Below are 25,817 nucleotides of genomic sequence, written 5' to 3'. Positions count from 1 at the left end.
CGCACCCCGCATCAGACGAAGAGTCTTTCGAGGACGACGGCGATGCCGTCGTCCTCGTTCGACGTGGTGATCTCATCGGCCCTCGCCCGGAGCTCGGGGTGCGCGTTGGCCATGGCCACTCCGTGGGCCGCCCAGTCGAACATCGGGATGTCGTTGGGCATGTCACCGAAGGCGATGGCCCGTTCGGGGCACAGCCCCAGGTGGTCGGCGGCCAGCGCCAGCCCGGTCGCCTTGGTCACCCCGCACGGCTGGAGCTCCACCGTCCCCGGTCCCGACATGGTGACCGTCGCCAGCGACCCCACCACCGCGCGGGCGGTCGCCGCCAGTTCGTCGTCGGACAAGGTGTGGTGGCGCAGCAGCACCTTGCTGATGGGCGCGCACCACAGGTCGTCACGCCGGTCCACGCGCAGGGCGGGCAGCGTGGGGTGGGGCATCAGGTAGCCCGGTTCGATGAGCGTGAGCCCGTCCACGCCGTCCTGGTCGACCGCCGCGTACACCTGGCCGACCTCGGCCTCGACCTTGCCGAGCGCGGTCTCCGCCAGTTCCCGGTCCAGCGTGACCGACCACAGCAGACGGTGCGTGCCGGCGTCGTACACCTGTGCGCCCTGGCCGCAGACCGCGAGCCCGGTGCAGCCGAGATCGTCGAGGAGCGGGCGCACTCTCGGCGCGGGGCGGCCGGTCACCACGAGGTGCGTGGCGCCGGCCCGGCCGGCCCGCGCCAGGGCGGCGAGCGACCGGTCCGACAGGGTGTCGTCGGCACGCAGCAGCGTGCCGTCCAGGTCGGTGGCGATCAGCGAGTACGGGGAAGGTGCGACCATGATCAGAGAATACGGACGGCACGCCCATGGGACTCACGGTGCGTTTCGGCCTCAAGTGGCTTCCGCCGCCTCGGTGATGAGGTGCCGTCAGTGGGGCCGGTGACGTCGGCGTGGGCGCGGCTGCGGGAAGCGCCGGCCGGGGGCCGGAGAGGTTTCCGGCGGCCGACGCCGACGATCACCGCCTTGACGTGGCGACCTGTCACAACGCCGAGCGGCAGGACCGGGCCGAAAGGCGCCTGGCGGATCGGGGCAGGGCGTGCTCGCGGATAGGACTCTGGTTCGACGGGGACGGTGACGCCGCCGTACTGGACGTCGGCGCGGCGAGCGTCACGGACGGGCGTCCGGCCCGGCGCCGAAACGTGGCGCCTACCTCCGGGAGGTGCCGGAGCCGCGCCGGTTGGTCCGCCACATCTGGTAGAGGTGCTTCGCCCCAGGACGCACGAACCGCGCGAGCATCGTGACGAACGGCAGCGGGTCGTCACCCGCCAGCCAGGCCAGCTCGGTGCCGCTGGGCCGTCCGGGTGCGTGCGGCGTCGTATAGCCGCTGCGGCGGTAGGCCAGGAGGGCGGGCAGGTCGATGTTCTCCACGACGTACCGGTGGCCGGCGCGCTGTTCCCCCTCCGGGACGCGGCGACCGGTCAGATCCAGGTGCATGGCGCGGACCACGTCCACACCCGTGTCGCTCTCGAAGAGCCGGAACTGGGCGCCCATGCGCGGGTTGAAGTCGAGCAGCTTGTACTGCCCGTCGCGACGGTCGAAGCGCAGGTCGAGGTCGATGACGCCGGTGAAGCCGATCTGTTTGATGAAACGCGCGGCGAGGTCGGCGAGTTCCGGGTTGTCCACGACGTACGCGTTCGCGGTCATGCCCGCGTGCGGTGGCCAGGAACGCACCTTCACCCCGGTGAACAGCGCGCGCGGGGTGGAGTCGGCGTCGAAGTAGGCGTGCACGATCCAGTCCTCGGCCTCCTCCCGCGGCAGGTACTCCTGGAGGATGACACCCGGACGGGGGCCCCAGTCACGGGCGAGGGCGAGCAGTCCCTCACGAGTGGTGATCCGTGTCGTGCCGTTGACGGCGGGTCGTTTGCGCCGGACGAACGCCTCGCGGTTCTTGGCCACGATCGGGAACCGCGCCTTCTCCGCGAAGTCGACGATCTCGTCGTACGACTGCGGGAAGGCGGCCTCCGGACTGGGAACGCCGTGTTCCACGCACAGGTCGTGCAGGCCCTGCTTGCTGGCCAGCCGACGCGGCAGTCCGGGCTCCACGCGCGGGAAGAGGAACCGGTCGCCGAGCGCGTCCTGGTGCTCGGCGATCAGGACGGCGGCCTCCTCGTCGGTGGGGATCAGCACGGTCGGACGGCCGATACGGCGGCCGATGCGCAGCAGTCCCTCGACGAGGTGATCCGGTTCCTCGGCGCCTGTCGTCGGCCACACGAACGCCCGTTTGAGATACCGGGAGGAGGCCGCGGGTGTGTACGGATCCTCGGTGATCGCGTACATGGGCACGCCGAGGCGGCCCAGACTGCGTATCGCGCCGACCCCGCCGTGGTGCAGCGGATAGTCGCCGAACTTGACGATCAGGCCCGGCACGTCGCGGGCCGCCTCGAACGGCACGCCGACGGCATTCCTGGCCACGGGTCCCCCCACGTGTCCCCCCTACGGACCGGACCCACCCCGTCCGTGTCCCCAAAGGACGCTAAGCCGGAATTGCCCCCTCCGACAAGGCCTATTCGGACATTGCGAACTCTTTAGACACTGCCACGACAGCCAACTCACCCGTAACGTGTGGCGCGACCACATGGCACGCCGTGCGCCGTCCCGACGATGTCCCCCCAGGGCCGGGCCACGCACGACACGGATGAGAGCGAGGCAGCCACCCCATGCCCCCCTTGCCCCCCTTCGAGGTCCCCGAGGGCGACCCCTTCGGCCCGCACAACCTTCCGTATGGCGTGTTCTCGACCTCCGGGAGTACGGAGCGGAGGGTCGGCGTCCGCCTCGGTGACCACGTCCTCGACGCCGGCGCCGCGGCCCTCGCCCTCGGCTCCCCCTACGCCTCCCTGCTCGCCCGCCCGACCCTGAACCCGCTGCTGGCGGCCGGTCGGACCACCTGGTCGGACGTACGACGCGCACTGACCGCGTGGGTGAGCGTCCCCGCGCACCGCGCGACGCTGGAACCGCTCTTCCACCCGCTGTCCGCGGTGACCCTGCACCTGCCCTTCGAGGTCGCCGACTACGTCGACTTCTACGCCTCCGAGAACCACGCCCGCAACGCCGGCCGCATCTTCCGCCCCGACGCCGCCGAACCGCTCACCCCTAACTGGAAACACCTGCCGATCGGTTACCACGGCCGGGCGGGCACGGTCGTGGTGTCGGGCACGGACGTCGTACGGCCGTCGGGCCAGCGCAAGGCGCCGTCGGACCCCGAACCGGTGTTCGGCCCGTCCGTGCGGCTGGACATCGAGGCCGAGGTCGGCTTCGTCGTCGGCGCGCCGTCGCGGCAGGGAGAGCCGGTCGCGCTGGGTGACTTCCGGGACCACGTGTTCGGGCTCACGCTCCTCAACGACTGGTCGGCACGCGACATCCAGGCGTGGGAGTACGTCCCGCTCGGCCCGTTCCTCGGCAAGTCGTTCGCCACCTCGATCTCGGCGTGGATCACTCCCCTGGAAGCGCTGGAGGAGGCGCGGGTCCCACCGCCCCGGCGGACGCATCCGCTGCTTCCGTACCTCGACGACGCGACGGAGGAGCCCGCCGGCTACGACCTGCGGATCTCGATCGCGATCAACGGGCAGACGGTGTCCGAGCCGCCGTTCTCCACCATGTACTGGACCGCCGCCCAGCAACTCGCCCACCTGACCGTCAACGGCGCCTCGCTGCGCACCGGGGACCTGTACGGCTCCGGCACGGTGAGCGGCGCGGAGCCCGGGGAACGCGGCTCGCTGCTGGAGCTGACCTGGAACGGACAGGAGCCGCTCGAACTCCGCGACGGAAAGCGGACCTACCTGGAGGACGGTGACGTGGTGACGTTGTCGGCATGGGCTCCGGGGCCGGGCGGGAGCCGGGTCGGGCTCGGGGACGTCAGCGGGCGGATCGTGGCGGGGTGAGGGGTGGACGGCGCCCCTGGACCGGGAGCGGCGAGCGGGAGCTTCGGGGCCCAGCGGAAGGCGGGCGGAATCGTCGTGGACACCTGACGCGACCGGCGCGCACCGTCATACTGGCGTAACACGCACCATGCGATGCGCCGCCACCGCGCACCATGCGATGCGCCGCCAGCGTGCACCACGCGTGACGGCGGCGCCCGCACGGCGCGATGCCCCGGCGTACGCGCCCCACAGCACAACCCGCAGCACCACGGCGCAGCTTCCGCACCACCGCCCCGCCACCCGCACACCTCTCCGATCAGGAAACGGAGCCGCGGCATGACCGTCTGCCTGCTCCTGCTGACCGCCGTGGCCCTGACGGCCGCGGTTCCGGCGCCGCGCGCACTGGTGCAGGCGCTGTGGCCGGAGCGCGAACCGGTGGTCGCCCTGTGGGTGTGGCAGTGCCTGGTCGCCACGGTCCTGATGTGCTGCCTGGCCGCGCTGGTCCTGGGCGCCGCAGCCGTCTTCCACACCGTGCGCGACCGGGTGTTCGCTCCGGCGCCACCGGCGGTCACCGCGGCGTACGACCTCTCCGTCGCGCCCCTGTGGGCGGTCGCCCTCACGGTGTTGCTGGCGTGCGGGGCAGCGTGGACGACGGCGATGCTCGTCCGTGAACTGGTCGAGGCCCGGCGGGGCCGCGACCGCACCCGCGCACACCTGCGGGAGCGCGCGCCGGAACTGCCGGCCGGGCTGCCGGCGGCACGTGGGCCGATGCTGGTGCTGGAGGACGAGTACCCGGACGCCTGGTGGATGCCCGGGCACCCGCCGCAGCTCGTGGTGACGACAGGGGCGCTGCACCGCCTCACCGACCACCAGCTCGACGCGGTCCTCACCCACGAACGGGGACACGCCCGCGCCCACCACGACTGGCTCCTCCACCTGTCCAGCGCCCTCGCCACGGGATTCCCCCGGGTGCCGCTGTTCGCCCACTTCTGCGACCAGACCCACCGGCTCGTCGAACTCGCCGCCGACGACATCGCATCCCGCCGCTGCGGCCACCTCACGACCGCGCTGGCCCTGATCGAACTGAACCAGCACCGCGGAGTGCTCTCCTGCGCGTCGAGCCGCCGCCTGCTGGGCGAGCGCGTCGACCGGCTCCTGGAACCGCCCCCACGGCTGCTGAGGCGCCAGCGGGCCCTGACGACCACCGTGGCCGCCCTGATCCCGCTGGTGCCCCTGCTGATCACGTTCGCACCCGGCCTCACGGCACTCGGCTAGGTGTGCTGTCCGGGGCGGGGGTGGATGTCGGCCCCCGCCGACGCCCGTGGGTCTATGCCCAGTCCTCCTCCGGCTCGGGCTCCATGTCCGGCTCGGGCCAGTGGTCCTCGTCCCCGGCTTCCGCCGTCGCGGGAACCGGGGGCGCCGCCGACGGCTCCGGCGCGTTCAGGGAGGCCAGTACGCCGAGTACGCCTTCGCCGTACGTCATCAGTTTCTTCTCGCCGACACCGCCGACGGTGGCGAGTTCGGCGATCGATTCGGGCCGACGGCTGACGATCTCCCGCAGGGTGGCGTCGTGGAAGATCACATAGGCCGGTACGCCCTGTTCACGGGCCTGTTCGGCACGCCAGGTGCGCAGCGCCTCGAAGGCGGGGAGCAGGTTCTCGGGCAGCTCCGCCACCGCCGCCTTCGCCTTGCTCCTGCCCGCGGACCCGGATGCGCCGGCGGACGCGGAGCGCGGGACCACCGGCTTCTTGGGCTCCTTGCGCAGCGGGACGTCGCGTTCCCGTCGCAGTACCGCTCCGCTGGCCTCGGTGAGCACGAGGGTGCCGTACTCGCCCTCGACCGCGAGGAGCCCCTGGGCGAGCAGCTGCCTCACGACGCCCCGCCATTCGCCTTCTTCGAGGTCGGTGCCGATACCGAAGACGGACAGCTGGTCGTGGTCGAACTGGATGACCTTGGCGGTGCGCTTGCCGAGCAGGATGTCGACGATCTGGACGGCGCCGAACTTCTGGCCGCGCTCCCGCTGCAGGCGCACCACTGTGGAGAGGACCTTCTGGGCGGCGACGGTGCCGTCCCAGGTCTCGGGCGGGGTGAGGCAGGTGTCGCAGTTGCCGCAGCCGGCGGGGTCCGGTTCCTGGCCGAAGTAGTTCAGGAGCTGCCCGCGTCGGCACTGGGCGGTCTCGCACAGGGCGAGCATCGAGTCGAGGTGGGCCTGGGCGCGGCGGCGGAAGGCCTCGTCGCCCTCACCGGACTGGATGAGCTTGCGCTGCTGTATGACGTCGTTGAGGCCGTAGGCCATCCATGCGGTGGAGGGCAGTCCGTCACGGCCCGCGCGTCCGGTCTCCTGGTAGTAGCCCTCGACGGACTTGGGCAGGTCCAGGTGGGCGACGAAGCGGACGTCGGGTTTGTCGATGCCCATGCCGAAGGCGATGGTGGCGACCACGACCAGGCCTTCTTCGCGCAGGAAGCGGGACTGGTGGGCGGCGCGGGTGCCGGCGTCGAGGCCCGCGTGGTAGGGCACGGCCTCGATGCCGTTGCGGCTGAGGAATTCCGCGGTGGCTTCGACCGACTTGCGGGAGAGGCAGTAGACGATGCCCGCGTCGCCCTCGTGCTCCTGGCGCAGGAAGGCGAGGAGCTGCTTCTTCGGGTCGGCCTTGGGGACGATCCGGTACTGGATGTTGGGCCGGTCGAAACTGGCTTCGAAGTGCCGGGCGGCCGGCATGCGGAGCCGCTGGGTGATCTCCTGGTGGGTGGCGCGGGTGGCGGTCGCCGTGAGCGCGATGCGCGGGACGTCCGGCCAGCGCTCGCCGAGGAGGGAGAGGGCGAGGTAGTCGGGGCGGAAGTCGTGGCCCCACTGGGAGACGCAGTGCGCCTCGTCGATCGCGAAGACGGCGATCTTGCCGCGGCCGAGCAGGTCGAGCGTGGCGTCCAGGCGGAGCCGTTCGGGGGCCAGGTAGAGCAGGTCGAGTTCACCGGCGAGGAACTGGGCCTCGACCACGCGTCGCTCGTCGAAGTCCTGGGTGGAGTTGATGAAGCCGGCGTTCACGCCGAGGGCGCGCAGGGCGTCCACCTGGTCCTGCATGAGGGCGATGAGCGGCGAGACCACGACGCCCGTACCTGGTCTGACCAGGGCGGGGATCTGGTAACACAGTGACTTTCCGCCGCCGGTCGGCATGAGGACGACGGCGTCGCCGCCCGCCACCACATGCTCGATGATCGCTTCCTGCTCGCCGCGGAAGGCGTCGTACCCGAAGACCCGGTGCAGCGTGGCCAGTGCCTCGCTGTCCGCCGGTCCGGGCCTGTGCGGCGCCTGCGGCGTCTCGGTCGTCCCTGGCATCTCGTCGGTCCCGCCCGTCCCACCCATCGTCGTGTCCCCCGTACGTCGTCCCTCGACCACTGCCTCCACGATAGGGGTCCGGACCGACAGCGCCGGAGTTGTCCACAGGCCGGCCGCCCGGGAGGGGCGGCGGTGACCGGGGTCACCCGTCCGGCGGTGCCCTCAGTCCTTTGGCGGACTCCGCATGGCGGCCCGGGCACGGCGCGGGCCATGCTGCACGGGCGGGACCGGGGAGGCCCGCGTCGTAACGGAGGCGCCGCGTCCGCGGGCCTCTTCCGCCCCGAGGAGCTTCAGGATGTCTCTCAGGTCCCGCACGGCCGGCGTCGCGATGGCGCTGGCCGTGCCGTTCGCTCTGGCCGCGGTCCCCGCCGACGCGGCTCCCGTCCCCACCGCCGATCCGTTCGTGTGGACGGATCTGACCCCGGCCTACACGGCGACGGCGGACTACGAGTACGAGCCGTTCGCCGTCACGGACGGGTTCGCCCCGGCCGCCGCGTGCGACGCACGGACCGGCCAGGGAGGGGCGGGTTACCACTACGTCAGGTCCGCCGGTGTCGGCAGTCTCGACCCGTCCGAGCCGGCGGCTCTGCTGTACGAGAGAGACGGCGACGGCGGACGGGCGCTGGTCGGGGTGGAGTGGATCGTGCGGGCCGGCAGCGGTACGACCCCGCCGACGCTGTTCGGTCAGACGTTCCGGGGGCCGACGACGGTGCCGGGGGTCAAGGGGCCGGTGTACACGCTGCGGGCGTGGATCTGGAAGGACAATCCGAGCGGTCTGTTCGCGCCGTGGAACCCGGCGGTGGCGTGCGGCTAGCCGGTCGACGGCCGGTGGCCGCCGGCCTGGGACGCGCCCGGGCCCCGGTTCCCGCGCGAGGAACCGGGGCCCGGGACCGTTGCGGAGGGGTCAGCGCACGAAGACTCCCGCCTGACTGGCCAGGTCGAGGAAGTACTGGGGTGCCACGCCGAGCACGAGGGTGACCGCGACGCCCACGCCGATGGCCGCCATGGTGAGCGGCGACGGTACGGCGACGGTGGGGCCCTCGGGCCTCGGTTCGCTGAAGAACATCAGGACGATCACGCGGATGTAGAAGAACGCGGCGATCGCCGACGAGATCACACCGATGACGACCAGGGGGACCGCTCCGCCTTCGGCCGCCGCCTTGAACACGGCGAACTTCCCGGCGAAGCCCGAGGTCAGCGGGATGCCGGCGAAGGCCAGCAGGAAGACCGCGAAGACGGCGGCCACCAGGGGGGACCGTCGGCCGAGCCCCGCCCACTTGGACAGGTGGGTCGCCTCGCCGCCCGCGTCGCGCACCAGCGTGACCACGGCGAAGGCGCCGATGGTGACGAAGGAGTACGCGGCGAGGTAGAAGAGGACGGACGACACGCCGTCCTTCGAGGTCGCGATGACACCGGCGAGGATGAATCCGGCGTGGGCGATCGACGAGTAGGCGAGCAGTCGTTTGATGTCGGTCTGGGTGATCGCGACGATCGCGCCGCCCAGCATGGTGACGATCGCGACGCCCCACATGACCGGCCGCCAGTCCCAGCGCATGCCGGGGAGCACGACGTACAGCAGGCGCAGCAGCGCGCCGAACGCGGCGACCTTGGTGGCGGCGGCCATGAAGCCGGTCACCGGGGTGGGTGCGCCCTGGTAGACGTCGGGCGTCCACATGTGGAAGGGGACGGCGCCGACCTTGAAGAGCAGCCCCATGACGATCATGGCGGAGCCGATGAGGAGCAGCGCGTCGTTGCCCATGGTGCCGGCGAGGGCGGGGTCGACGTTGGTGACGGTGCCGTCGACGACCTGGGCGATGGTGGCGTACGACACCGAGCCGGCGTAGCCGTACAGCATGGCGATGCCGAACAGGGTGAACGCGGAGGCGAAGGCGCCGAGCAGGAAGTACTTGACGGCGGCTTCCTGCGACATGAGGCGCTTGCGGCGGGCCAGGGCGCACATCAGGTAGAGCGGCAGGGAGAAGACCTCCAGGGCCACGAAGAGCGTCAGCAGGTCGTTGGCCGAGGGGAACACCAGCATGCCGGCGACCGCGAAGAGGAGCAGCGGGAAGACCTCGGTGGTGGTGAACCCGGCCTTGACGGCGGCCTGTTCGCTGTCGCTGCCGGGGACCGAAGCGGCCTGGGCGGCGAAGGAGTCGACGCGGTTGCCGTGGGCGGCGGGGTCGAGCCGGCGTTCGGCGAAGGTGAACAGGCCGACCAGTCCGGCCAGCAGGATGGTGCCCTGGAGGAACAGGGACGGTCCGTCGACGGCGATCGCGCCCATGGCGGCGATGTGTGCCTTCGTGGTGCCGTAGCCGTCCGCGGCGAGGGCGACGACCGCCGCGAAGGCCGCGCACAGGGCGACGGCGGAGACGAAGACCTGCGCGTAGTAGCGGGATTTACGAGGGACGAACGCCTCGACGAGCACCCCGACGACCGCCGCGCCGACGACGATCAGGGTGGGTGACAGTTGTCCGTATTCGATCTTCGGCGCGCCGATCTTCGAGATCGGTTCGGCCGCGGTTGTCCACAGGCTGTGGACGGCTGCTGCGCTCACTTCGCCGCCTCCGCCTCGGGCTTGGGGTCGGTCTTGTGTACGTCCGACATGGTCTGTCTGACCGCCGGATTGACGATGTCCGTGACGGGTTTCGGGTAGACGCCCAGGAAGATCAGCAGAACGATCAGCGGGGCGACGACCACGAGCTCACGCGCGCGTAGGTCGGGCATGGCGGAGACCTCCGGTTTCACCGGGCCCGTCATCGTCCGCTGGTAGAGGACGAGGGTGTAGAGCGCGGCGAGGACGATGCCGAAGGTGGCGACGATCCCGATGGCCGGGTAGCGCGTGAACGTGCCGACCAGGACGAGGAATTCACTCACGAAGGGGGCGAGACCCGGCAGGGACAGGGTCGCCAGGCCGCCGATCAGGAACGTGCCGGCGAGCACCGGGGCGACCTTCTGCACGCCGCCGTAGTCCGCGATGAGGCGCGAGCCGCGGCGGGAGATCAGGAAGCCGGCGACCAGCATCAGCGCGGCCGTGGAGATGCCGTGGTTGACCATGTACAGGGTGGCGCCGGACTGGCCCTGGCTGGTCATCGCGAAGATGCCCAGGATGATGAAGCCGAAGTGCGAGATCGACGCGTAGGCGACCAGTCGTTTGATGTCGCGCTGGCCGACCGCGAGCAGTGCGCCGTAGATGATGCCGATCACGGCGAGGACGAGGATGACGGGTGTCGCCCACTTCGACGCCTCGGGGAACAGCTGGAGGCAGTAGCGGAGCATCGCGAACGTGCCGACCTTGTCGACGACCGCGGTGATGAGGACGGCGACGGGGGCGGTGGACTCCTGCATGGCGTTGGGCAGCCAGGTGTGCAATGGCCACAGCGGCGCCTTCACGGCGAAGGCGAAGAAGAAGCCGAGGAACAGCCAGCGTTCGGTGCTGGTCGCCATGTGCAGCGAGCCGTTCGCCCGGGCCTGGGCGATCTCCGTCAGGGAGAAGTTCCCGGCGACCACGTAGAGGCCGATGACCGCGGCCAGCATGATCAGACCGCCGACCAGGTTGTACAGCAGGAACTTCACGGCGGCGTACGACCGTTGCGTGGACGCCGCTTCCTCGCCGTGCTCGTGGGCGCGGTCGCCGAAGCCGCCGATGAGGAAGTACATCGGGATCAGCATGGCTTCGAAGAAGATGTAGAACAAAAAGACGTCGGTGGACTCGAAGGAGATGACGACCATCGCCTCGACGGCCAGGATCAGGGCGAAGAAGCCCTGCGTCGGGCGCCACCGCTTGCTGCCGGTCTCCAGCGGGTCGGCATCGTGCCAGCCGGCCAGCACGATGAACGGGATCAGCAGGGCGGTCAGGGCGATGAGGACGGCGGCGATGCCGTCCACGCCCAGGTCGTACCTGACTCCGAAGTCCGCGATCCAGGCGTGGGACTCGGTGAGCTGGTAGCGGGCGCCGCCCGGGTCGAAGCGGACCAGGATGACGACCGCGAGGACCAGGGTGGCGAGCGAGACCAGCAGCGCGAGCCATTTGGCGGCGGTGCGCCGGGCGGCCGGTACGGCGGCCGTGGCGATCGCGCCGACGGCCGGGAGGGCCGCTGTCGCTGTCAGCAGAGGAAAGGACATCGGTATCAGACCGCCCTCATCAGCAGGGTCGCGGCGACCAGGAGGGCCGCGCCGCCGAACATCGAGACCGCGTACGAGCGCGCGTAGCCGTTCTGGAGCCTGCGCAGCCGGCCGGAGAGGCCGCCGAAGCCCGCCGCCGTACCGTTGACGACCCCGTCGACCAGGGTGTGGTCGACGTACACCAGGGAGCGCGTGAGGTGTTCGCCGCCGCGGACCAGGACGACGTGGTTGAAGTCGTCCTGGAGGAGGTCGCGGCGGGCCGCGCGGGTGAGCAGCGAGCCGCGCGGGGCGACGGCGGGGACGGGCCGGCGGCCGTACTGCAGGTAGGCGATGCCGACGCCGATGACCAGGCAGACCATGGTGGCGCCGGTGACGGTGGCCGCGCTGAGCGGGGAGTCGCCCTCGCTGTGGCCGGTGACCGGTTCCAGCCAGTGCAGGAAGCGGTCGCCGATGCTGAAGAAGGCGCCGCCGAACACCGATCCGACGGCCAGCACGACCATGGGGATGGTCATGACCTTCGGGGACTCGTGCGGGTGCGGTTCCGCGTGCTCGCCGTGGTGTTCGGCGGCCGGTTCGGCGCTGGGCGCCTGCGGGGAGCGGGTGGGCTGGTTGCGCCAGCGTTCCTCGCCGAAGAACGTCATCAGCATCACACGCGTCATGTAGAAGGCGGTGATCGCGGCGCCCAGCAGGGCGCAGGCGCCGAGGATCCAGCCCTCGGTGCCGCCCTTGGCGAACGCCGCCTCGATGATCTTGTCCTTGGAGAAGAAGCCGGACAGGCCCGGGAAACCGATGATGGCGAGGTAGCCGAGGCCGAAGGTGATGAAGGTGACCGGCATGTACTTGCGCAGGCCGCCGTACTTGCGCATGTCGACCTCGTCGTTCATGCCGTGCATGACGGAACCGGCGCCGAGGAAGAGACCGGCCTTGAAGAAGCCGTGCGTCACCAGGTGCATGATCGCGAAGACGTAGCCGATGGGGCCGAGGCCGGCGGCGAGGACCATGTAGCCGATCTGCGACATGGTCGAGCCGGCGAGCGCCTTCTTGATGTCGTCCTTGGCGCAACCGACGATCGCACCGAACAGGAGCGTGACGGCGCCGACGACGGTGACGGCCAGCTGGGCGTCCGGGGCGGCGTTGAAGATCGCTCCCGAGCGGACGACGAGGTAGACGCCCGCGGTCACCATGGTCGCCGCGTGGATGAGGGCGGAGACCGGGGTGGGGCCCTCCATGGCGTCCCCGAGCCAGGACTGCAGCGGTACCTGTGCGGACTTGCCGCAGGCGGCGAGCAGCAGCATCAGGCCGATCGCGGTGAGCCTGCCCTGGGAGGCGTCGCCGACGTGGCTGAACACCGGTCCGAAGGCGAAGGTGCCGAACGTCGTGAACATCAGCATGATCGCGATCGACAGGCCCATGTCGCCGACGCGGTTGACCAGGAAGGCCTTCTTCGCCGCGGTCGCCGCGCTGGGCTTGTGCTGCCAGAAACCGATCAGCAGGTAGGAGGCGAGACCGACACCCTCCCAGCCGACGTACAGCAGCAGGTAGTTGTCGGCGAGGACGAGCAGCAGCATCGCCGCGAGGAACAGGTTGAGGTAGCCGAAGAAGCGGCGGCGGCGCTCGTCGTGCTCCATGTACCCGATCGAGTACACGTGGATGAGCGAGCCGACGCCGGTGATCAGCAGGACGAAGGTCATCGACAGCTGGTCGAGGCGGAAGGTGACGTCCGCCTGGAAGCTGCCGACGGAGATCCACGTCCACAGGTGCTGGGTGAGCGTGCGGTGTTCGGCGTTCTTGCCCAGCAGGTCGGCGAAGAGGAGCACGCCGAACACGAAGGAGGCCGTCGACAGGAGGGTGCCGATCCAGTGCCCCACGCCGTCCAGGCGGCGGCCGCCGACCAGGAGGACGACCGCTCCGAGCAGAGGCGCCGCGATCAGCAGCGCGATGAGGTTCTCCACGATTCAGCGACCCCTTACAGCTTCATCAGGCTGGCGTCGTCGACCGAGGCCGAGTGGCGGGTACGGAACAGCGACACGATGATCGCGAGCCCGACCACGACCTCCGCGGCGGCGACGACCATCGTGAAGAAGGCGATGATCTGGCCGTCGAGATTGCCGTGCATGCGGGAGAAGACGACGAACGCGAGGTTGCAGGCGTTGAGCATCAGCTCGATGCACATGAAGACGACGATCGCGTTTCGTCTGATCAGCACACCGGTGGCGCCGATCGTGAACAACAGGGCGGCGAGGTAGAGGTAGTAGACGGGGTTCACTTCGACGCCTCCTCGCTCCGCTTGGGGTGGGCGGGTTCGACCGGGGTGCGCTCCAGCCGTTCCTCGGCGCGCTGTTCCAGGGCCCGCAGGTCGTTGAGTGCCTGCGTCGACACGTCGCGGATCTGGCCGCGGTCGCGCAGTGTCTTGCTGACCGTGAGCTCCGAGGGGGTGCCGTCGGGCAGCAGGCCGGCGATGTCCACGGCGTTGTGCCGGGCGTAGACGCCGGGGGCGGGCAGCGGCGGCACGTGCTTGCCCTCGCGGACCCGCTGCTCCGCCAGCTCGCGCTGGGTCCTGGGACGTTCGGTGCGCTCGCGGTGGGTGAGCACCATGGCGCCGACGGCCGCGGTGATGAGCAGGGCGCCGGTGATCTCGAAGGCGAACACGTACTTGGTGAAGATGAGGGCGGCCAGGCCCTGCACATTGCCGTTGGCGTTGGCCTGGCCGGTGCCGTTGAACTGCTTCAGGGAGGCGTTGGCGATGCCCGCGAAGAGCAGGACACCGAAGCCGACCCCGCACAGCAGGGCCAGCCAGCGCTGGCCCTTGATGGTCTCCTTCAGGGAGTCGGCGGCGGTCACGCCGACCAGCATCACCACGAAGAGGAACAGCATCATGATCGCGCCGGTGTAGACGACGATCTGCACGATCCCGAGGAAGTAGGCGCCGTTGGCGAGGTAGAACACCGCCAGGACGATCATGGTGCCGGCGAGGCACAGCGCGCTGTGCACGGCCTTCCTCATGAAGACGGTGCACAGAGCGCCGATCACGGCGACGGTGCCGAGGACCCAGAACTGGAAGGCCTCACCGGTGGAGGTGGCGTACGCGGCGAGCTGCTGCGGGTTCATCGGCCGATCACCTCCTGCGAGGCGGGTTCGTCCGGGCCGAAGGTGGACTCGGCCTCCTGGGGGACCTCGCCCTTGGAGACGGCGACCTGGCGTACGGTCCCGGGCGCGGCCTCGGTGACCAGGCCCCGGTAGTAGTCCTGTTCGTCGGTCCCCGGGAAGATCGCGTGCGGGGTGTCGACCATGCCCTCTTCGAGGCCGGCGAGCAGCTGTTCCTTGGTGTAGATCAGGTTGGCGCGGCTGCTGTCGGCCAGTTCGAACTCGTTGGTCATCGTCAGCGCGCGCGTGGGGCACGCCTCGATGCACAGCCCGCACAGGATGCAGCGGGCGTAGTTGATCTGGTAGACGCGGCCGTACCGCTCGCCCGGCGAGTAGCGCTCCTCGTCGGTGTTGTCGGCGCCCTCCACGTAGATGGCGTCGGCGGGGCAGGCCCAGGCGCACAGTTCGCAGCCGACGCACTTCTCCAGGCCGTCCGGATGGCGGTTGAGCTGGTGCCGTCCGTGGAACCGCGGGGCCGTGGTCTTCTTCTGCTCCGGGTACTGCTCGGTCAGCCGCTTCTTGAACATGGCCTTGAAGGTCACGCCGAAGCCGGCCGCGGGGTTCAGGAAACCGGGCTTGCTCTCCTTGGGCTCCTCAGCCATCGGACGCCTCCTTTCCATCCGAAGATCCGTCACTGACAGTGTCCGTGCCGCCACTGACAATCAGCTCCCGCTCCCGGCGGGGACGGCGCCGGGGCACCGGCGGCAGCTCCTGTCCGGGCAGCGGCGGTACCGGGAACCCACCCGCCATCGGGTCGAAGCCGGCCGGCTCCGCGGCGGGCTGCCCGGCCTCCTTGCCCTTGTCGCGGAAGAGGTCGACGACGAAGGACAGGACCAGCAGGGTGAGGAGTCCACCGCCGACGTAGAGGGCGATGTCGGCGAAGCCGTAGTTCTCGTTGCGCAGGGTCCGTACGGTCGCGACGAGCATCAGCCAGACGACCGAGACCGGGATGAGGACCTTCCAGCCGAGCTTCATCAGCTGGTCGTAGCGCACGCGCGGGAGGGTGCCGCGTACCCAGACGAAGACGAACAGCAGCACGACGACCTTGGCGACGAACCAGAGCATCGGCCACCAGCCGTGGTTGGCGCCCGCCCAGACGGTGCTGATCGGCCAGGGGGCCCGCCAGCCGCCGAGGAACAGCGTCGTCGACACGGCGGAGACCGTCACCATGTTGACGTACTCGGCGAGCATGAACATCGCGAACTTGATCGACGAGTACTCGGTGTTGAAGCCGCCGACCAGGTCGCCCTCGGACTCCGGCATGTCGAAGGGGGCGCGGTTGGTCTCGCCGATCATGGTCACGACGTAGAGCAGGAACGAGACCGGCAGCAGCAGGATGTACCAGCGGCCCTGCTGCTGGTCGACGATCGTGGACGTCGACATCGACCCGGAGTACAGGAACACGGAGGCGAACGCGGCGCCCATGGCGATCTCGTAGGAGATCATCTGCGCGCAGGAGCGCAGGCCGCCGAGGAGCGGGTAGGTCGATCCGGAGCTCCAGCCGGCGAGGACGATGCCGTAGATGCCGACGGAGGCGACCGCGAGGATGTAGAGCATCGCGATCGGCAGGTCGGTGAGCTGCATCGTGGTGCGGTGGCCGAAGATCGACACCTCGTTGTCGGCGGGGCCGAACGGGATGACCGCGATGGCCATGAACGCCGGGATGGCCGCGACGATCGGCGCCAGGACGTACACGGCCTTGTCGGCGCGTTTGACGACGACGTCTTCCTTGAGCATCAGCTTGATGCCGTCGGCGAGCGACTGGAGCATGCCCCAGGGACCGTGCCGGTTGGGGCCGACGCGCAGCTGCATCCAGGCGACGACCTTGCGCTCCATGACGATGGAGATCAGTACGGTCACCATCAGGAAGGCGAAGCAGAAGACGGCCTTGATGACGACCAGCCACCACGGGTCGCGGCCGAACATGGAGAGGTCTTCAGCGGCGAGGAACGGGCTCATGCCTCCACCTCCTTGGGTGCCTCACCGGCGGTGGCCGCCGGGCCGATACGGACGAGGGAGCCGGGCCGCGTGCCGGTGTCGGAGGCGACACCGCCGCCCACCGAGTTCAGCGGGAGCCAGACCACACGGTCGGGCATCTCCGTGATCCGGAGGGGGAGTTCGACGGTGCCGGAGGGCCCGGTGACGGCGAGGAGAGCGCCGTCCGCCACGCCCGCCTCGGCGGCCGTCGCGGCGGACAGACGCGCGTGGGCCGCGTGCCGGGTGCCGGCCAGCGCCTCGTCGCCGTCCTGGAGGACGCCCTGGTCGAGGAGGAGCCGGTGTCCGGCGAGCACGGCCTCCCCGGCGGCCGGCCGCGGCAGCGGGGCGCCGCTCTCCAGCGGTGCGGAGGCCTTCGGCCCGTCCCAGCCGCCGAGCCGGTCCAGCTCCGCGCGCGTGGTGCGCAGGTCGGGCAGACCGAGGTGGACGTCCATGGCGTCGGCGAGCATCTGCAGCACGCGCGCGTCGGTGGGTGCGAGCCGCCGGGTCATCTGGTCGGGCTTGACGGCGGCCTCGAAGAGGCGGGCCCGTCCCTCCCAGTTGAGGAAGGTACCGGCCTTCTCGGCGACCGCGGCGACCGGCAGGACGACGTCGGCGTGTTCGGTGACCTCGCTGGGCCGCAGCTCCAGGGAGACCAGGAAGCCGACGGCTTCGAGCGCCTCACGCGCGCGTGCCGGGTCGGGCAGGTCGGCGACCTCGACACCGGCCACCAGCAGGGCCGAGAGTTCGCCGCGGGCGGCGGACTCGATGATCTGGCCGGTGTCCCGGCCGTGGCCGGGCGGGAGTTCCGGCATGCTCCAGGCGGCGGCGACCTCCTCACGCGCGCGCGGGTCGGTGGCCGGGCGGCCGCCCGGCAGCAGCGACGGCAGCGCGCCCGCCTCGATCGCGCCGCGCTCCCCGGCCCGGCGCGGGATCCACACCAGCTGGGCGCCGGTGGCCGCGGCGGCCCGTACGGCGGCGGTGAGTCCGCCGGCGACCGACGCCAGCCGCTCTCCCACGACGATGACCGCGCCGTCGGTGCGCAGCGCCTCCGCGGCCAGGATGCCGGCCTCCTGCAGGCCGACGCCGCCGGCGAGGGCGTCCAGCCACTCGGTCTCGGTGCCGGGTGCGGACGGCAGCAGGGTGCCGCCGGCCTTCTGCAGGCCGCGCGTGGCGTGCGTGGCGAGCGCGTACACCTTCTGCTTGTGCTTGCGCCAGGCCTTGCGCAGCCGCAGGAAGACGCCGGGCGCCTCCTCCTCCGACTCGAAGCCGACCAGCAGGACGGCGGGCGCCTTCTCCAGAGTGGTGTAGGTGACGCCGGTGCCGTCGAGGTCCCGGCCGCGGCCCGCGACGTGCGCGGCCAGGAAGTCGGCCTCCTCGCCGCTGTGCACGCGCGCGCGGAAGTCGATGTCGTTGGTACCGAGCGCCACGCGCGCGAACTTGCTGTACGCGTACGCGTCCTCGACGGTCAGCCGGCCGCCGATGAGGACGCCGGCCCGGGAGCGGGCGGCGGCCAGGCCCCGCGCGGCGGCTTCGAGGGCCTCCGGCCAGGAAGCGGGTTCGAGGACGCCCTCGGCACCTCGGACCAGCGGGGTCTCCAGGCGGTCCTTCTGCTGCGCGTACCGGAACGCGAAGCGTCCCTTGTCGCAGATCCACTCCTCGTTGACCTCGGGGTCGTTGGCGGCGAGCCGCCGCATGACCTTGCCGCGCCGGTGGTCGGTGCGGGTGGCGCAGCCACCCGCACAGTGCTCGCACACGGACGGCGAGGAGATCAGGTCGAAGGGGCGGGAGCGGAAGCGGTACGCCGCCGAGGTCAGCGCGCCGACCGGGCAGATCTGGATGGTGTTCCCGGAGAAGTACGACTCGAACGGGTCCCCCTCGCCGGTGCCGACCTGCTGGAGCGCACCGCGTTCCAGGAGCTCGATCATGGGGTCGCCGGCGACCTGGTTGGAGAACCGGGTGCAGCGCGCGCACAGCACGCAGCGTTCGCGGTCGAGCAGCACCTGGGTGGAGATCGGGACGGGCTTCTCGTAGGTGCGCTTCCTGCCGTCGAAGCGGGACTCGGCGTTGCCGTGCGACATCGCCTGGTTCTGCAGCGGGCACTCGCCGCCCTTGTCGCAGACCGGGCAGTCCAGCGGGTGGTTGATGAGCAGCAGCTCCATCACCCCGTGCTGGGCCTTCTCGGCCACGGGCGAGGTGAGGTGGGTCTTCACGACCATGCCGTCCGTGCAGGTGATCGTGCAGGACGCCATGGGCTTGCGCTGGCCCTCGACCTCGACGATGCACTGTCGGCAGGCGCCGGCCGGGTCCAGCAGGGGGTGGTCGCAGAAGCGGGGGATCTCGATGCCGAGCTGTTCGGCGGCGCGGATGACGAGGGTGCCCTTGGGCACGCTGATCTCCACGCCGTCGATCGTCAGCGTGACGAGGTCCTCCGGCGGGACCGCCGCCGTTCCCCCCGAGGAGGGGGAACTCGTGGTCACGGTCATGCGTTCACCTCCGGGCGGTCCGCCCAGGCCGTCGACTTGGCCGGGTCGAAGGGGCAGCCCCGGCCCGTGATGTGCTGTTCGTACTCCTCGCGGAAGTACTTCAGCGAGGAGAAGATCGGGGACGCTGCGCCGTCGCCGAGGGCGCAGAAGGACTTGCCGTTGATGTTGTCGGCGATGTCGTTCAGCTTGTCGAGGTCGGACATGACGCCCTTGCCGGCCTCGATGTCACGCAGCAGCTGCACGAGCCAGTAGGTGCCTTCACGGCAGGGGGTGCACTTGCCGCAGGACTCGTGGGCGTAGAACTCGGTCCAGCGGGTGACGGCGCGCACCACGCAGGTGGTCTCGTCGAAGCACTGCAGGGCCTTGGTGCCCAGCATGGAACCCGCGGCGCCGACGCCTTCGTAGTCGAGGGGGACGTCGAGGTGCTCGTCTGTGAACATGGGCGTCGAGGAGCCGCCGGGCGTCCAGAACTTGAGGCGGTGGCCGGTGCGCATGCCGCCGCTCATGTCGAGGAGCTGACGCAGGGTGATGCCGAGCGGTGCCTCGTACTGGCCGGGGCTCGCGACATGACCGCTGAGGGAGTAGAGCGTGAAGCCGGGTGACTTCTCGCTCCCCATCGACCTGAACCATTCCTTGCCCTTGTGCAGGATGGCGGGAACCGAGGCGATGGACTCGACGTTGTTCACCACAGTCGGGCAGGCATAGAGCCCTTCGACGGCGGGGAAGGGGGGACGCAGCCGCGGTTGGCCGCGGCGGCCTTCGAGCGAGTCGAGCAGTGCGGTCTCCTCACCGCAGATGTACGCGCCGGCGCCGGCGTGCACGGTGAGGGTGAGGTCGAGGCCGCTGCCGAGGATGTTCTCGCCGAGATAGCCGGCCGCGTAGGCCTCGCGCACGGCCTCGTGCAACCGCCGCAGGACGGGGACGACCTCACCCCGCAGATAGATGAAGGCATGCGACGACCGGATGGCGTAGCACGCGATCACGATGCCCTCGATGAGGCTGTGCGGGTTCGCGAAGAGGAGCGGGATGTCCTTGCAGGTCCCGGGCTCCGATTCGTCGGCGTTGACAACGAGATAGTGCGGTTTGCCGTCTCCCTGCGGGATGAACTGCCACTTCATCCCGGTGGGGAAGCCCGCGCCGCCGCGGCCGCGCAGTCCGGACTCCTTGACGTAGGCGATCAGGTCGTCCGGTGACATGGCGAGCGCCTTGCGGAGGCCCTCGTAGCCTTCGTGCCTGCGGTAGACGTCGAGCGTCCACGACCGGTCCTCGTCCCAGAAGGCCGACAGCACGGGTGCGAGCAGCTTCTCGGGGCTGGTGTCCTTGAGGTCGGGTACCACCGTCATCACTCCCCCTCCTCGGCGGCAGGCCCTGCCGGGTGCGACGGGTCGGAGGCCGAGGTCTCCTGCGGTGCGTCGTGGGAGCTGAGGTGCTCGGTCGGGGACGGCTCGTGCACCGTCCGGTCCTGCACCTCCTTGGAACCTCCGCGCGGGTGGACCACGCGCGCGGGCGCGGTCTCTCCCCTTGCCAGACGGAGGCCCACCAGCGACGCGGGCCCCGCGCTGCCGCTCTCCTCGACGGCACCGGGCCGCTCGTCGGGGAAGCCGGCCAGGATCCGGGCGGTCTCCTTGAAGGTGCAGAGCCGGGCACCGCGCGTGGGTTCGACGTCCCGTCCCGCGCGCAGGTCGTCGACGAGGCGCTTGGCGCTGGCGGGGGTCTGGTTGTCGAAGAACTCCCAGTTGACCATGACGACCGGCGCGAAGTCGCAGGCCGCGTTGCACTCGATGTGCTCCAGGGTGACCTTGCCGTCGTCGGTGGTCTCGCCGTTGCCGACGCCCAGGTGCTCCTGGAGGGTCTCGAAGATCGCGTCGCCGCCCATGACCGCGCACAGTGTGTTGGTGCAGACGCCGACCTGGTAGTCGCCGGAGGGCCGGCGCCGGTACATGGTGTAGAAGGTGGCGACGGCGGTGACCTCGGCGGTGGTGAGGTTCAGCAGGTCCGCGCAGAACTGCATCCCGGTGCGGGTGACGTGTCCCTCCTGCGACTGCACGAGGTGCAGCAGCGGCAGCAGGGCGGACCGGGAGTCGGGGTAGCGGGCGATGACGTCGCGCGCGTCGGCCTCCAGCCGGGTCCGGACGTCGTCCGGGTACGCGGGGGCGGGCAGCTCGGGCATGCCGAGGCTGATGCCGCGCTCCGAGGAAGAGGTGGTCACCGGTCGACGCCTCCCATCACGGGGTCGATGGACGCGACGGCGACGATGACGTCGGCGACCTGGCCGCCCTCGCACATCGCCGCCATGGCCTGCAGGTTGGTGAAGGACGGGTCGCGGAAGTGGACCCGGAAGGGGCGGGTGCCGCCGTCGGAGACGGCGTGCACGCCGAGTTCGCCCTTGGGGGACTCGACGGCCGCGTAGGCCTGCCCGGGCGGCACCCGGAAGCCCTCGGTGACCAGTTTGAAGTGGTGGATCAGGGCCTCCATGGAGGTGCCCATGATCTTCTTGATGTGGTCGAGGGAGTTGCCGAGCCCGTCGGGGCCGAGGGCGAGCTGGGCGGGCCAGGCGATCTTCTTGTCGGCGACCATGACCGGTCCGGGCTGCAGCCGGTCCAGGCACTGTTCGATGATCCTGAGCGACTGGCGCATCTCCTCCAGGCGGACCAGGAAGCGGCCGTAGGAGTCGCAGGTGTCGGCGACGGCGACCTCGAAGTCGTAGGTCTCGTAGCCGCAGTAGGGCTGGGCCTTGCGCAGGTCGTGCGGGAGGCCGGTGGAGCGCAGGATCGGGCCGGTGGCGCCGAGGGCCATGCAGCCGGACAGGTCCAGGTAGCCGACGTCCTGCATACGGGCCTTGAAGATGGGGTTCCCGGTGGCGAGCTTGTCGTACTCCGGGAGGTTCTTCCTCATCTTCTTCACGAACTCGCGGATCTGGTCCACGGCGCCGGGCGGCAGGTCCTGGGCGAGTCCGCCGGGGCGGATGTACGCGTGGTTCATGCGCAGGCCGGTGATGAGTTCGTAGAGGTCGAGAATCATTTCACGATCACGGAATCCGTAGATCATGATCGTGGTGGCGCCGAGTTCCATGCCTCCGGTGGCGATGCACACCAGGTGGGAGGAGAGCCGGTTCAGCTCCATGAGGAGCACCCGGATGACCTTGGCGCGCTCGGTGATCTCGTCCTCGATGCCGAGGAGCTTCTCGACGGCGAGACAGTAGGCGGTCTCGTTGAAGAAGGACGTCAGGTAGTCCATGCGGGTCACGAACGTGGTGCCCTGCGTCCAGGTGCGGAATTCGAGGTTCTTCTCGATTCCGGTGTGGAGGTAGCCGATGCCGCAGCGGGCTTCGGTGACCGTCTCGCCGTCGATCTCCAGGATGAGCCGGAGCACTCCATGGGTGGACGGGTGCTGGGGACCCATGTTGACGACGATGCGTTCGTCGTCCGCGCGGGCCGCGGACTGGACGACCTCGTCCCAGTCGCCGCCGGTGACCGTGTATACGGTGCCCTCGGTGGTCTCGCGAGGGGAAGCGTGTGACGTGCTCACGAGTACGACCTCCGCTGGTCCGGAGCCGGGATCTGGGCGCCCTTGTACTCGACGGGGATGCCGCCGAGGGGGTAGTCCTTGCGCTGCGGATGGCCCTGCCAGTCGTCCGGCATCATGATCCGCGTCAGGGCCGGGTGACCGTCGAAGACGATCCCGAAGAAGTCGTAGGTCTCGCGCTCGTGCCAGTCGTTGGTCGGGTACACGGAGACCAGGGACGGGACGTGCGGGTCGGCGTCGGGGGCGCTGACCTCGAGCCGGATCAGCCGGTTGTGGGTGATCGACCGCAGGTGGTAGACGGCGTGCAGCTCGCGGCCCTTGTCGTGGGGGTAGTGGACGCCGCTGACACCGGTGCACAGCTCGAAGCGGAGCGCCGGGTCGTCGCGCAGGGTGCGGGCGACACGGACCAGGTGCTCGCGTTCGATGTGGAAGGTGATCTCACCGCGGTCGACGACGGTCTTCTCGACGGCGTTGTCGGGGAGCAGGCCCTGCTCCTCCAGGGCGCCCTCCAGCTCGTCGGCGACCTCGTCGAACCAGCCGCCGTAGGGACGGCTCGCCGGTCCGGGAAGGCGGATCGAGCGGACCAGTCCGCCGTAGCCGGAGGTGTCGCCGCCGTTGTTGGCGCCGAACATGCCGCGCTGGACGCGGATCTCCTCACCGCCCTGCCCCCGCCGGCCGGGGAGGTTGTCGGCGGCCAGGTCCCTCTCGGGGTTGACCCCGTTGTGGCCGTTGGCGTCGCTCACCGCAGCAGCCCCTTCATCTCGATCGTGGGCAGGGCCTTGAGCGCCGCCTCCTCCGCCTCGCGGGCCGCTTCCTCGGCGTTGACGCCGAGCTTGGAGTTCTGGATCTTGTGATGGAGCTTGAGGATGGCGTCCATCAGCATCTCGGGGCGCGGCGGGCAGCCGGGGAGGTAGATGTCCACGGGGACGATGTGGTCGACGCCCTGGACGATCGCGTAGTTGTTGAACATGCCGCCCGAGGAGGCGCAGACGCCCATGGAGATCACCCACTTGGGGTTGGGCATCTGGTCGTAGACCTGCCTCAGTACCGGTGCCATCTTCTGGCTGACCCGGCCGGCGACGATCATGAGGTCGGCCTGGCGGGGTGATCCGCGGAAGACCTCCATGCCGAAGCGGGCCAGGTCGTAGCGGCCGGCGCCGGTGGTCATCATCTCGATGGCGCAGCAGGCGAGGCCGAAGGTGGCGGGGAAGACGGAAGCCTTGCGCACCCAGCCCGCGGCCTGCTCGACGGTGGTCAGCAGGAATCCGCTCGGCAGCTTTTCTTCGAGTCCCATGTCTAAAGGCCCCTCAGTCCCATTCCAGGCCGCCGCGCCGCCATACGTACGCGTACGCGACGAAGACGGTGAGCACGAAGAGCAGCATCTCCACGAGCCCGAAAACACCCAGGGCGTCGAAGGTGACGGCCCACGGGTAGAGGAAGACGATCTCGATGTCGAAGACGATGAAGAGCATCGCCGTCAGGTAGTACTTGATCGGGAAACGCCCGCCGCCGGCCGGCGTGGGGGTCGGTTCGATACCGCACTCGTAGGCTTCGAGCTTGGCGCGGTTGTACCGCTTCGGACCGATCAGCGTGGCCATGACCACGGAGAAGATCGCAAAGCCTGCCCCGAGGGCTCCCAGTACGAGGATGGGCGCATAGGCGTTCACCGCTCCTCGCTCCTCTCAGTCGGCACTGACTGGTGGCGGTTCGGCTGGGCTCACCTGCCCCGTCCGTCACACGAACCCCGCACGTCCCGGGCGAAGATCGCGAACATGTGAAGCAGGTCACAAGCCCAACTGCCTCGCATCTTATGCCCGACGCTCTGTGATCTGCGACACGGGGTATTGCACAAGCTTTGTGATCTCCACCACCTGACGATCGATCATGAAGTCGGATGAGTAGTGATCTTCACACCCGAAGCGTTCACCTGATCACCAGAAGTGACATTTTCGCCCGTCGGTGCAGGCGGGAGGGGGTCCGAAGCGGGCGTCTCTATATCAAGAGAGTTCCCCTGCATGCAAATTGGCGATGGGCGGAGCGTCCTGATAGAGGGCCGCATTCACACATCGGAGGGAGGGAGGGGGCCCGGTGTGGACGCGTGCGCGCGTTCACGAACTCGGGCGGGCATCACTCCTGCCCCGTTCCCCGCGCGAGACGCGCCCCTCCCGGTGACCGTTCCGTGACCTCCGCCACATCGATGAGAGGCGGCTGAGAACGGGGGTTGGCCAACGACCCCAACCGATGGTAGGTCGCGGGCAATTCGGGCGTAATGACGAAAGAACGTGATCACAGGCCTGATCATGGACGTCCGCAATGTCCGTTACGGCGTCAATAAGGAAGGACACGCAGGGGATTTAGGGCCCTGATTGAACAACTGTGGCGCACCACACGTTTCTTGTAGATATGAAGGAGCCCCTGATACCGGTTGTTCCCATGTCCCACACCGCTCACATACGCAGCCACCGGAAGCCCCGCCGCAGCGCGACGACGAACATCGCCGTGCGCGCCGGAGTTGCCAGTGGCGTCCTGGGCATGGCAGCGGCGGGCGCGGCTTCGGCGAGTGCCGCCGAGCCCGTGACGCAGACGCTCGAACTGCCCATCCTGACGGCCGACGTGGCCACCCAGGTGGCCCAGTCCGCCGACGCCACGCAGCAGGCAGCCGCGAACTACTCCCTCCAGGCCGAGCGTGACGCGGCCGCCGCGAAGGCCGCGAAGCAGGCCAAGGCGGACCTCGCCGACGCGAAGAAGAAGGCCGAGGCCAAGAAGAAGGCCGAGGAGGCCCGCAAGGCCGCCGCCGAGCAGGCCGTTTCGCGCAGTGCCGAGCGGACCACCCTCAGCGCCACCTCCGTGAGCTCCAGCAGCTCCACGAGCACGTCCACGGCGACCGGTTCGGCCGCCGCCGTGGTCGCCTTCGTGAAGGCGCAGATCGGCGACGCCTACGTCTCCGGCGGCACGGGCCCCAACTCGTGGGACTGCTCGGGTCTCGTGCAGGCCGCCTTCAAGTCGGTCGGCGTCAGCCTGCCGCGCGTCTCCCAGGACCAGTCGACGCAGGGCACCCAGGTCTCGCTGAGCAACCTGCAGCCCGGCGACATCCTCTACTGGGGCAGCGCCGGCAGCGCGTACCACGTGGCGGTGTACGTCGGCGACGGCATGTTCGTCGGCGCGCAGAACCCCTCCAGCGGCGTCGGCGAGCACCCGCTGTCGTACGACCCGCCGACCGGTGCGGTGCGGGTGCTCTGACAACCCGGGCAACCAGGACAACTCAGGCATCACACAAGCACGGTAGGGCCGCAGCCGATCGGGGGCAGCGGCCCTTCCGGCGTGCCCGCCCTTCTCC

The 25,817-nt window shown here is 70.0% G+C and carries 21 protein-coding genes; 4 read left to right on the top strand and 17 right to left on the bottom strand.

The features are described from left to right. Window positions 1-11: 11 nt before the first annotated feature. Together ACZ3KP_RS23470 and ACZ3KP_RS23465 are read right to left on the bottom strand one after the other, a co-directional pair. On the bottom strand, window positions 12-818 hold the full coding sequence (locus ACZ3KP_RS23470) for an HAD family hydrolase (RefSeq protein WP_467501602.1): 807 nt from the start codon (window positions 816-818) through the stop codon (window positions 12-14). A 366-nt stretch (window positions 819-1,184) separates the two neighbouring features. Next, window positions 1,185-2,429, bottom strand: coding sequence for a carboxylate--amine ligase (locus tag ACZ3KP_RS23465; protein WP_467501744.1), 1,245 nt, complete (start codon window positions 2,427-2,429; stop codon window positions 1,185-1,187). 275 nt (window positions 2,430-2,704) lie between these two features. Between ACZ3KP_RS23465 and fahA the strand changes: the two genes are divergently transcribed. Together fahA and ACZ3KP_RS23455 are read left to right on the top strand one after the other, a co-directional pair. After that, window positions 2,705-3,916: a fumarylacetoacetase gene (gene fahA / locus ACZ3KP_RS23460; RefSeq protein WP_358981300.1), complete on the top strand. Its 1,212-nt coding sequence runs from the start codon at window positions 2,705-2,707 to the stop codon at window positions 3,914-3,916. 315 nt (window positions 3,917-4,231) lie between these two features. Beyond that, the gene (locus ACZ3KP_RS23455) at window positions 4,232-5,170 is read left to right on the top strand and encodes a M56 family metallopeptidase (protein ID WP_467501601.1); all 939 of its coding nucleotides are present in this window, start codon (window positions 4,232-4,234) and stop codon (window positions 5,168-5,170) included. A 52-nt stretch (window positions 5,171-5,222) separates the two neighbouring features. Here ACZ3KP_RS23455 and recQ read toward each other — a convergent pair whose 3' ends face one another. Continuing rightward, complete coding sequence (gene recQ, locus ACZ3KP_RS23450) at window positions 5,223-7,256, bottom strand: DNA helicase RecQ (RefSeq protein WP_467501743.1); 2,034 nt, start codon at window positions 7,254-7,256, stop codon at window positions 5,223-5,225. Window positions 7,257-7,524: 268 nt separating this feature from the next. On the opposite strand from recQ, the gene ACZ3KP_RS23445 reads away from it, so the two are divergent. After that, the gene (locus ACZ3KP_RS23445; protein WP_467501600.1) at window positions 7,525-8,043 is read left to right on the top strand and encodes a hypothetical protein; all 519 of its coding nucleotides are present in this window, start codon (window positions 7,525-7,527) and stop codon (window positions 8,041-8,043) included. Window positions 8,044-8,133: 90 nt separating this feature from the next. Here ACZ3KP_RS23445 and nuoN read toward each other — a convergent pair whose 3' ends face one another. Genes nuoN through ACZ3KP_RS23375 form a run of 14 tightly spaced genes read right to left on the bottom strand, consistent with a single transcriptional unit; the run spans window position 8,134 to window position 24,147 of the window. Continuing rightward, the gene (gene nuoN / locus ACZ3KP_RS23440; protein ID WP_467501599.1) at window positions 8,134-9,783 is read right to left on the bottom strand and encodes an NADH-quinone oxidoreductase subunit NuoN; all 1,650 of its coding nucleotides are present in this window, start codon (window positions 9,781-9,783) and stop codon (window positions 8,134-8,136) included. Continuing rightward, a complete protein-coding gene (locus ACZ3KP_RS23435; RefSeq protein WP_467501598.1) occupies window positions 9,780-11,351 on the bottom strand; it encodes an NADH-quinone oxidoreductase subunit M in 1,572 nt (523 codons plus the stop codon). Before ACZ3KP_RS23435 ends, nuoN begins: the two co-directional genes overlap by 4 nt. A gap of 5 nt (window positions 11,352-11,356) precedes the next feature. Beyond that, window positions 11,357-13,303, bottom strand: coding sequence for an NADH-quinone oxidoreductase subunit L (nuoL, locus tag ACZ3KP_RS23430; RefSeq protein WP_358981260.1), 1,947 nt, complete (start codon window positions 13,301-13,303; stop codon window positions 11,357-11,359). 14 nt (window positions 13,304-13,317) lie between these two features. Then, on the bottom strand, window positions 13,318-13,617 hold the full coding sequence (nuoK, locus tag ACZ3KP_RS23425) for an NADH-quinone oxidoreductase subunit NuoK (RefSeq protein WP_046726439.1): 300 nt from the start codon (window positions 13,615-13,617) through the stop codon (window positions 13,318-13,320). Beyond that, window positions 13,614-14,459, bottom strand: a complete 846-nt coding sequence (locus ACZ3KP_RS23420) for an NADH-quinone oxidoreductase subunit J (RefSeq protein WP_467501597.1) — start codon at window positions 14,457-14,459, stop codon at window positions 13,614-13,616. Before ACZ3KP_RS23420 ends, nuoK begins: the two co-directional genes overlap by 4 nt. Beyond that, on the bottom strand, window positions 14,456-15,097 hold the full coding sequence (nuoI, locus tag ACZ3KP_RS23415; RefSeq protein WP_132890272.1) for an NADH-quinone oxidoreductase subunit NuoI: 642 nt from the start codon (window positions 15,095-15,097) through the stop codon (window positions 14,456-14,458). Before nuoI ends, ACZ3KP_RS23420 begins: the two co-directional genes overlap by 4 nt. After that, window positions 15,090-16,454, bottom strand: coding sequence for an NADH-quinone oxidoreductase subunit NuoH (nuoH, locus tag ACZ3KP_RS23410; RefSeq protein ID WP_467501596.1), 1,365 nt, complete (start codon window positions 16,452-16,454; stop codon window positions 15,090-15,092). Before nuoH ends, nuoI begins: the two co-directional genes overlap by 8 nt. Beyond that, entirely contained in the window at window positions 16,451-18,955 is a 2,505-nt protein-coding gene (locus ACZ3KP_RS23405) for an NADH-quinone oxidoreductase subunit G (protein WP_467501595.1), read from the bottom strand. Before ACZ3KP_RS23405 ends, nuoH begins: the two co-directional genes overlap by 4 nt. After that, complete coding sequence (gene nuoF, locus ACZ3KP_RS23400; protein WP_132890275.1) at window positions 18,952-20,298, bottom strand: NADH-quinone oxidoreductase subunit NuoF; 1,347 nt, start codon at window positions 20,296-20,298, stop codon at window positions 18,952-18,954. The genes ACZ3KP_RS23405 and nuoF overlap by 4 nt, the downstream gene beginning before the upstream one ends. After that, window positions 20,298-21,164 (bottom strand): NADH-quinone oxidoreductase subunit NuoE, encoded by an 867-nt coding sequence (gene nuoE / locus ACZ3KP_RS23395; protein ID WP_467501594.1) that lies wholly within the window; start codon window positions 21,162-21,164, stop codon window positions 20,298-20,300. Before nuoE ends, nuoF begins: the two co-directional genes overlap by 1 nt. After that, a complete protein-coding gene (locus ACZ3KP_RS23390; protein ID WP_467501593.1) occupies window positions 21,161-22,483 on the bottom strand; it encodes an NADH-quinone oxidoreductase subunit D in 1,323 nt (440 codons plus the stop codon). The genes nuoE and ACZ3KP_RS23390 overlap by 4 nt, the downstream gene beginning before the upstream one ends. Further along, the gene (locus ACZ3KP_RS23385) at window positions 22,480-23,223 is read right to left on the bottom strand and encodes an NADH-quinone oxidoreductase subunit C (RefSeq protein ID WP_467501592.1); all 744 of its coding nucleotides are present in this window, start codon (window positions 23,221-23,223) and stop codon (window positions 22,480-22,482) included. The genes ACZ3KP_RS23390 and ACZ3KP_RS23385 overlap by 4 nt, the downstream gene beginning before the upstream one ends. Further along, entirely contained in the window at window positions 23,220-23,774 is a 555-nt protein-coding gene (locus tag ACZ3KP_RS23380) for a NuoB/complex I 20 kDa subunit family protein (RefSeq protein WP_055635348.1), read from the bottom strand. The genes ACZ3KP_RS23385 and ACZ3KP_RS23380 overlap by 4 nt, the downstream gene beginning before the upstream one ends. Window positions 23,775-23,787: 13 nt before the next feature. Next, window positions 23,788-24,147: an NADH-quinone oxidoreductase subunit A gene (locus ACZ3KP_RS23375; RefSeq protein WP_007383963.1), complete on the bottom strand. Its 360-nt coding sequence runs from the start codon at window positions 24,145-24,147 to the stop codon at window positions 23,788-23,790. A 766-nt stretch (window positions 24,148-24,913) separates the two neighbouring features. On the opposite strand from ACZ3KP_RS23375, the gene ACZ3KP_RS23370 reads away from it, so the two are divergent. After that, complete coding sequence (locus tag ACZ3KP_RS23370) at window positions 24,914-25,720, top strand: C40 family peptidase (protein WP_358981254.1); 807 nt, start codon at window positions 24,914-24,916, stop codon at window positions 25,718-25,720. Window positions 25,721-25,817: the final 97 nt, after the last annotated feature.

This window comes from Streptomyces sp. NPDC020958 (assembly GCF_055562175.1).
The sequence above is the reverse complement of the archived record's forward strand: the minus strand, read 5'-3'. Positions and strand labels throughout refer to the sequence as shown.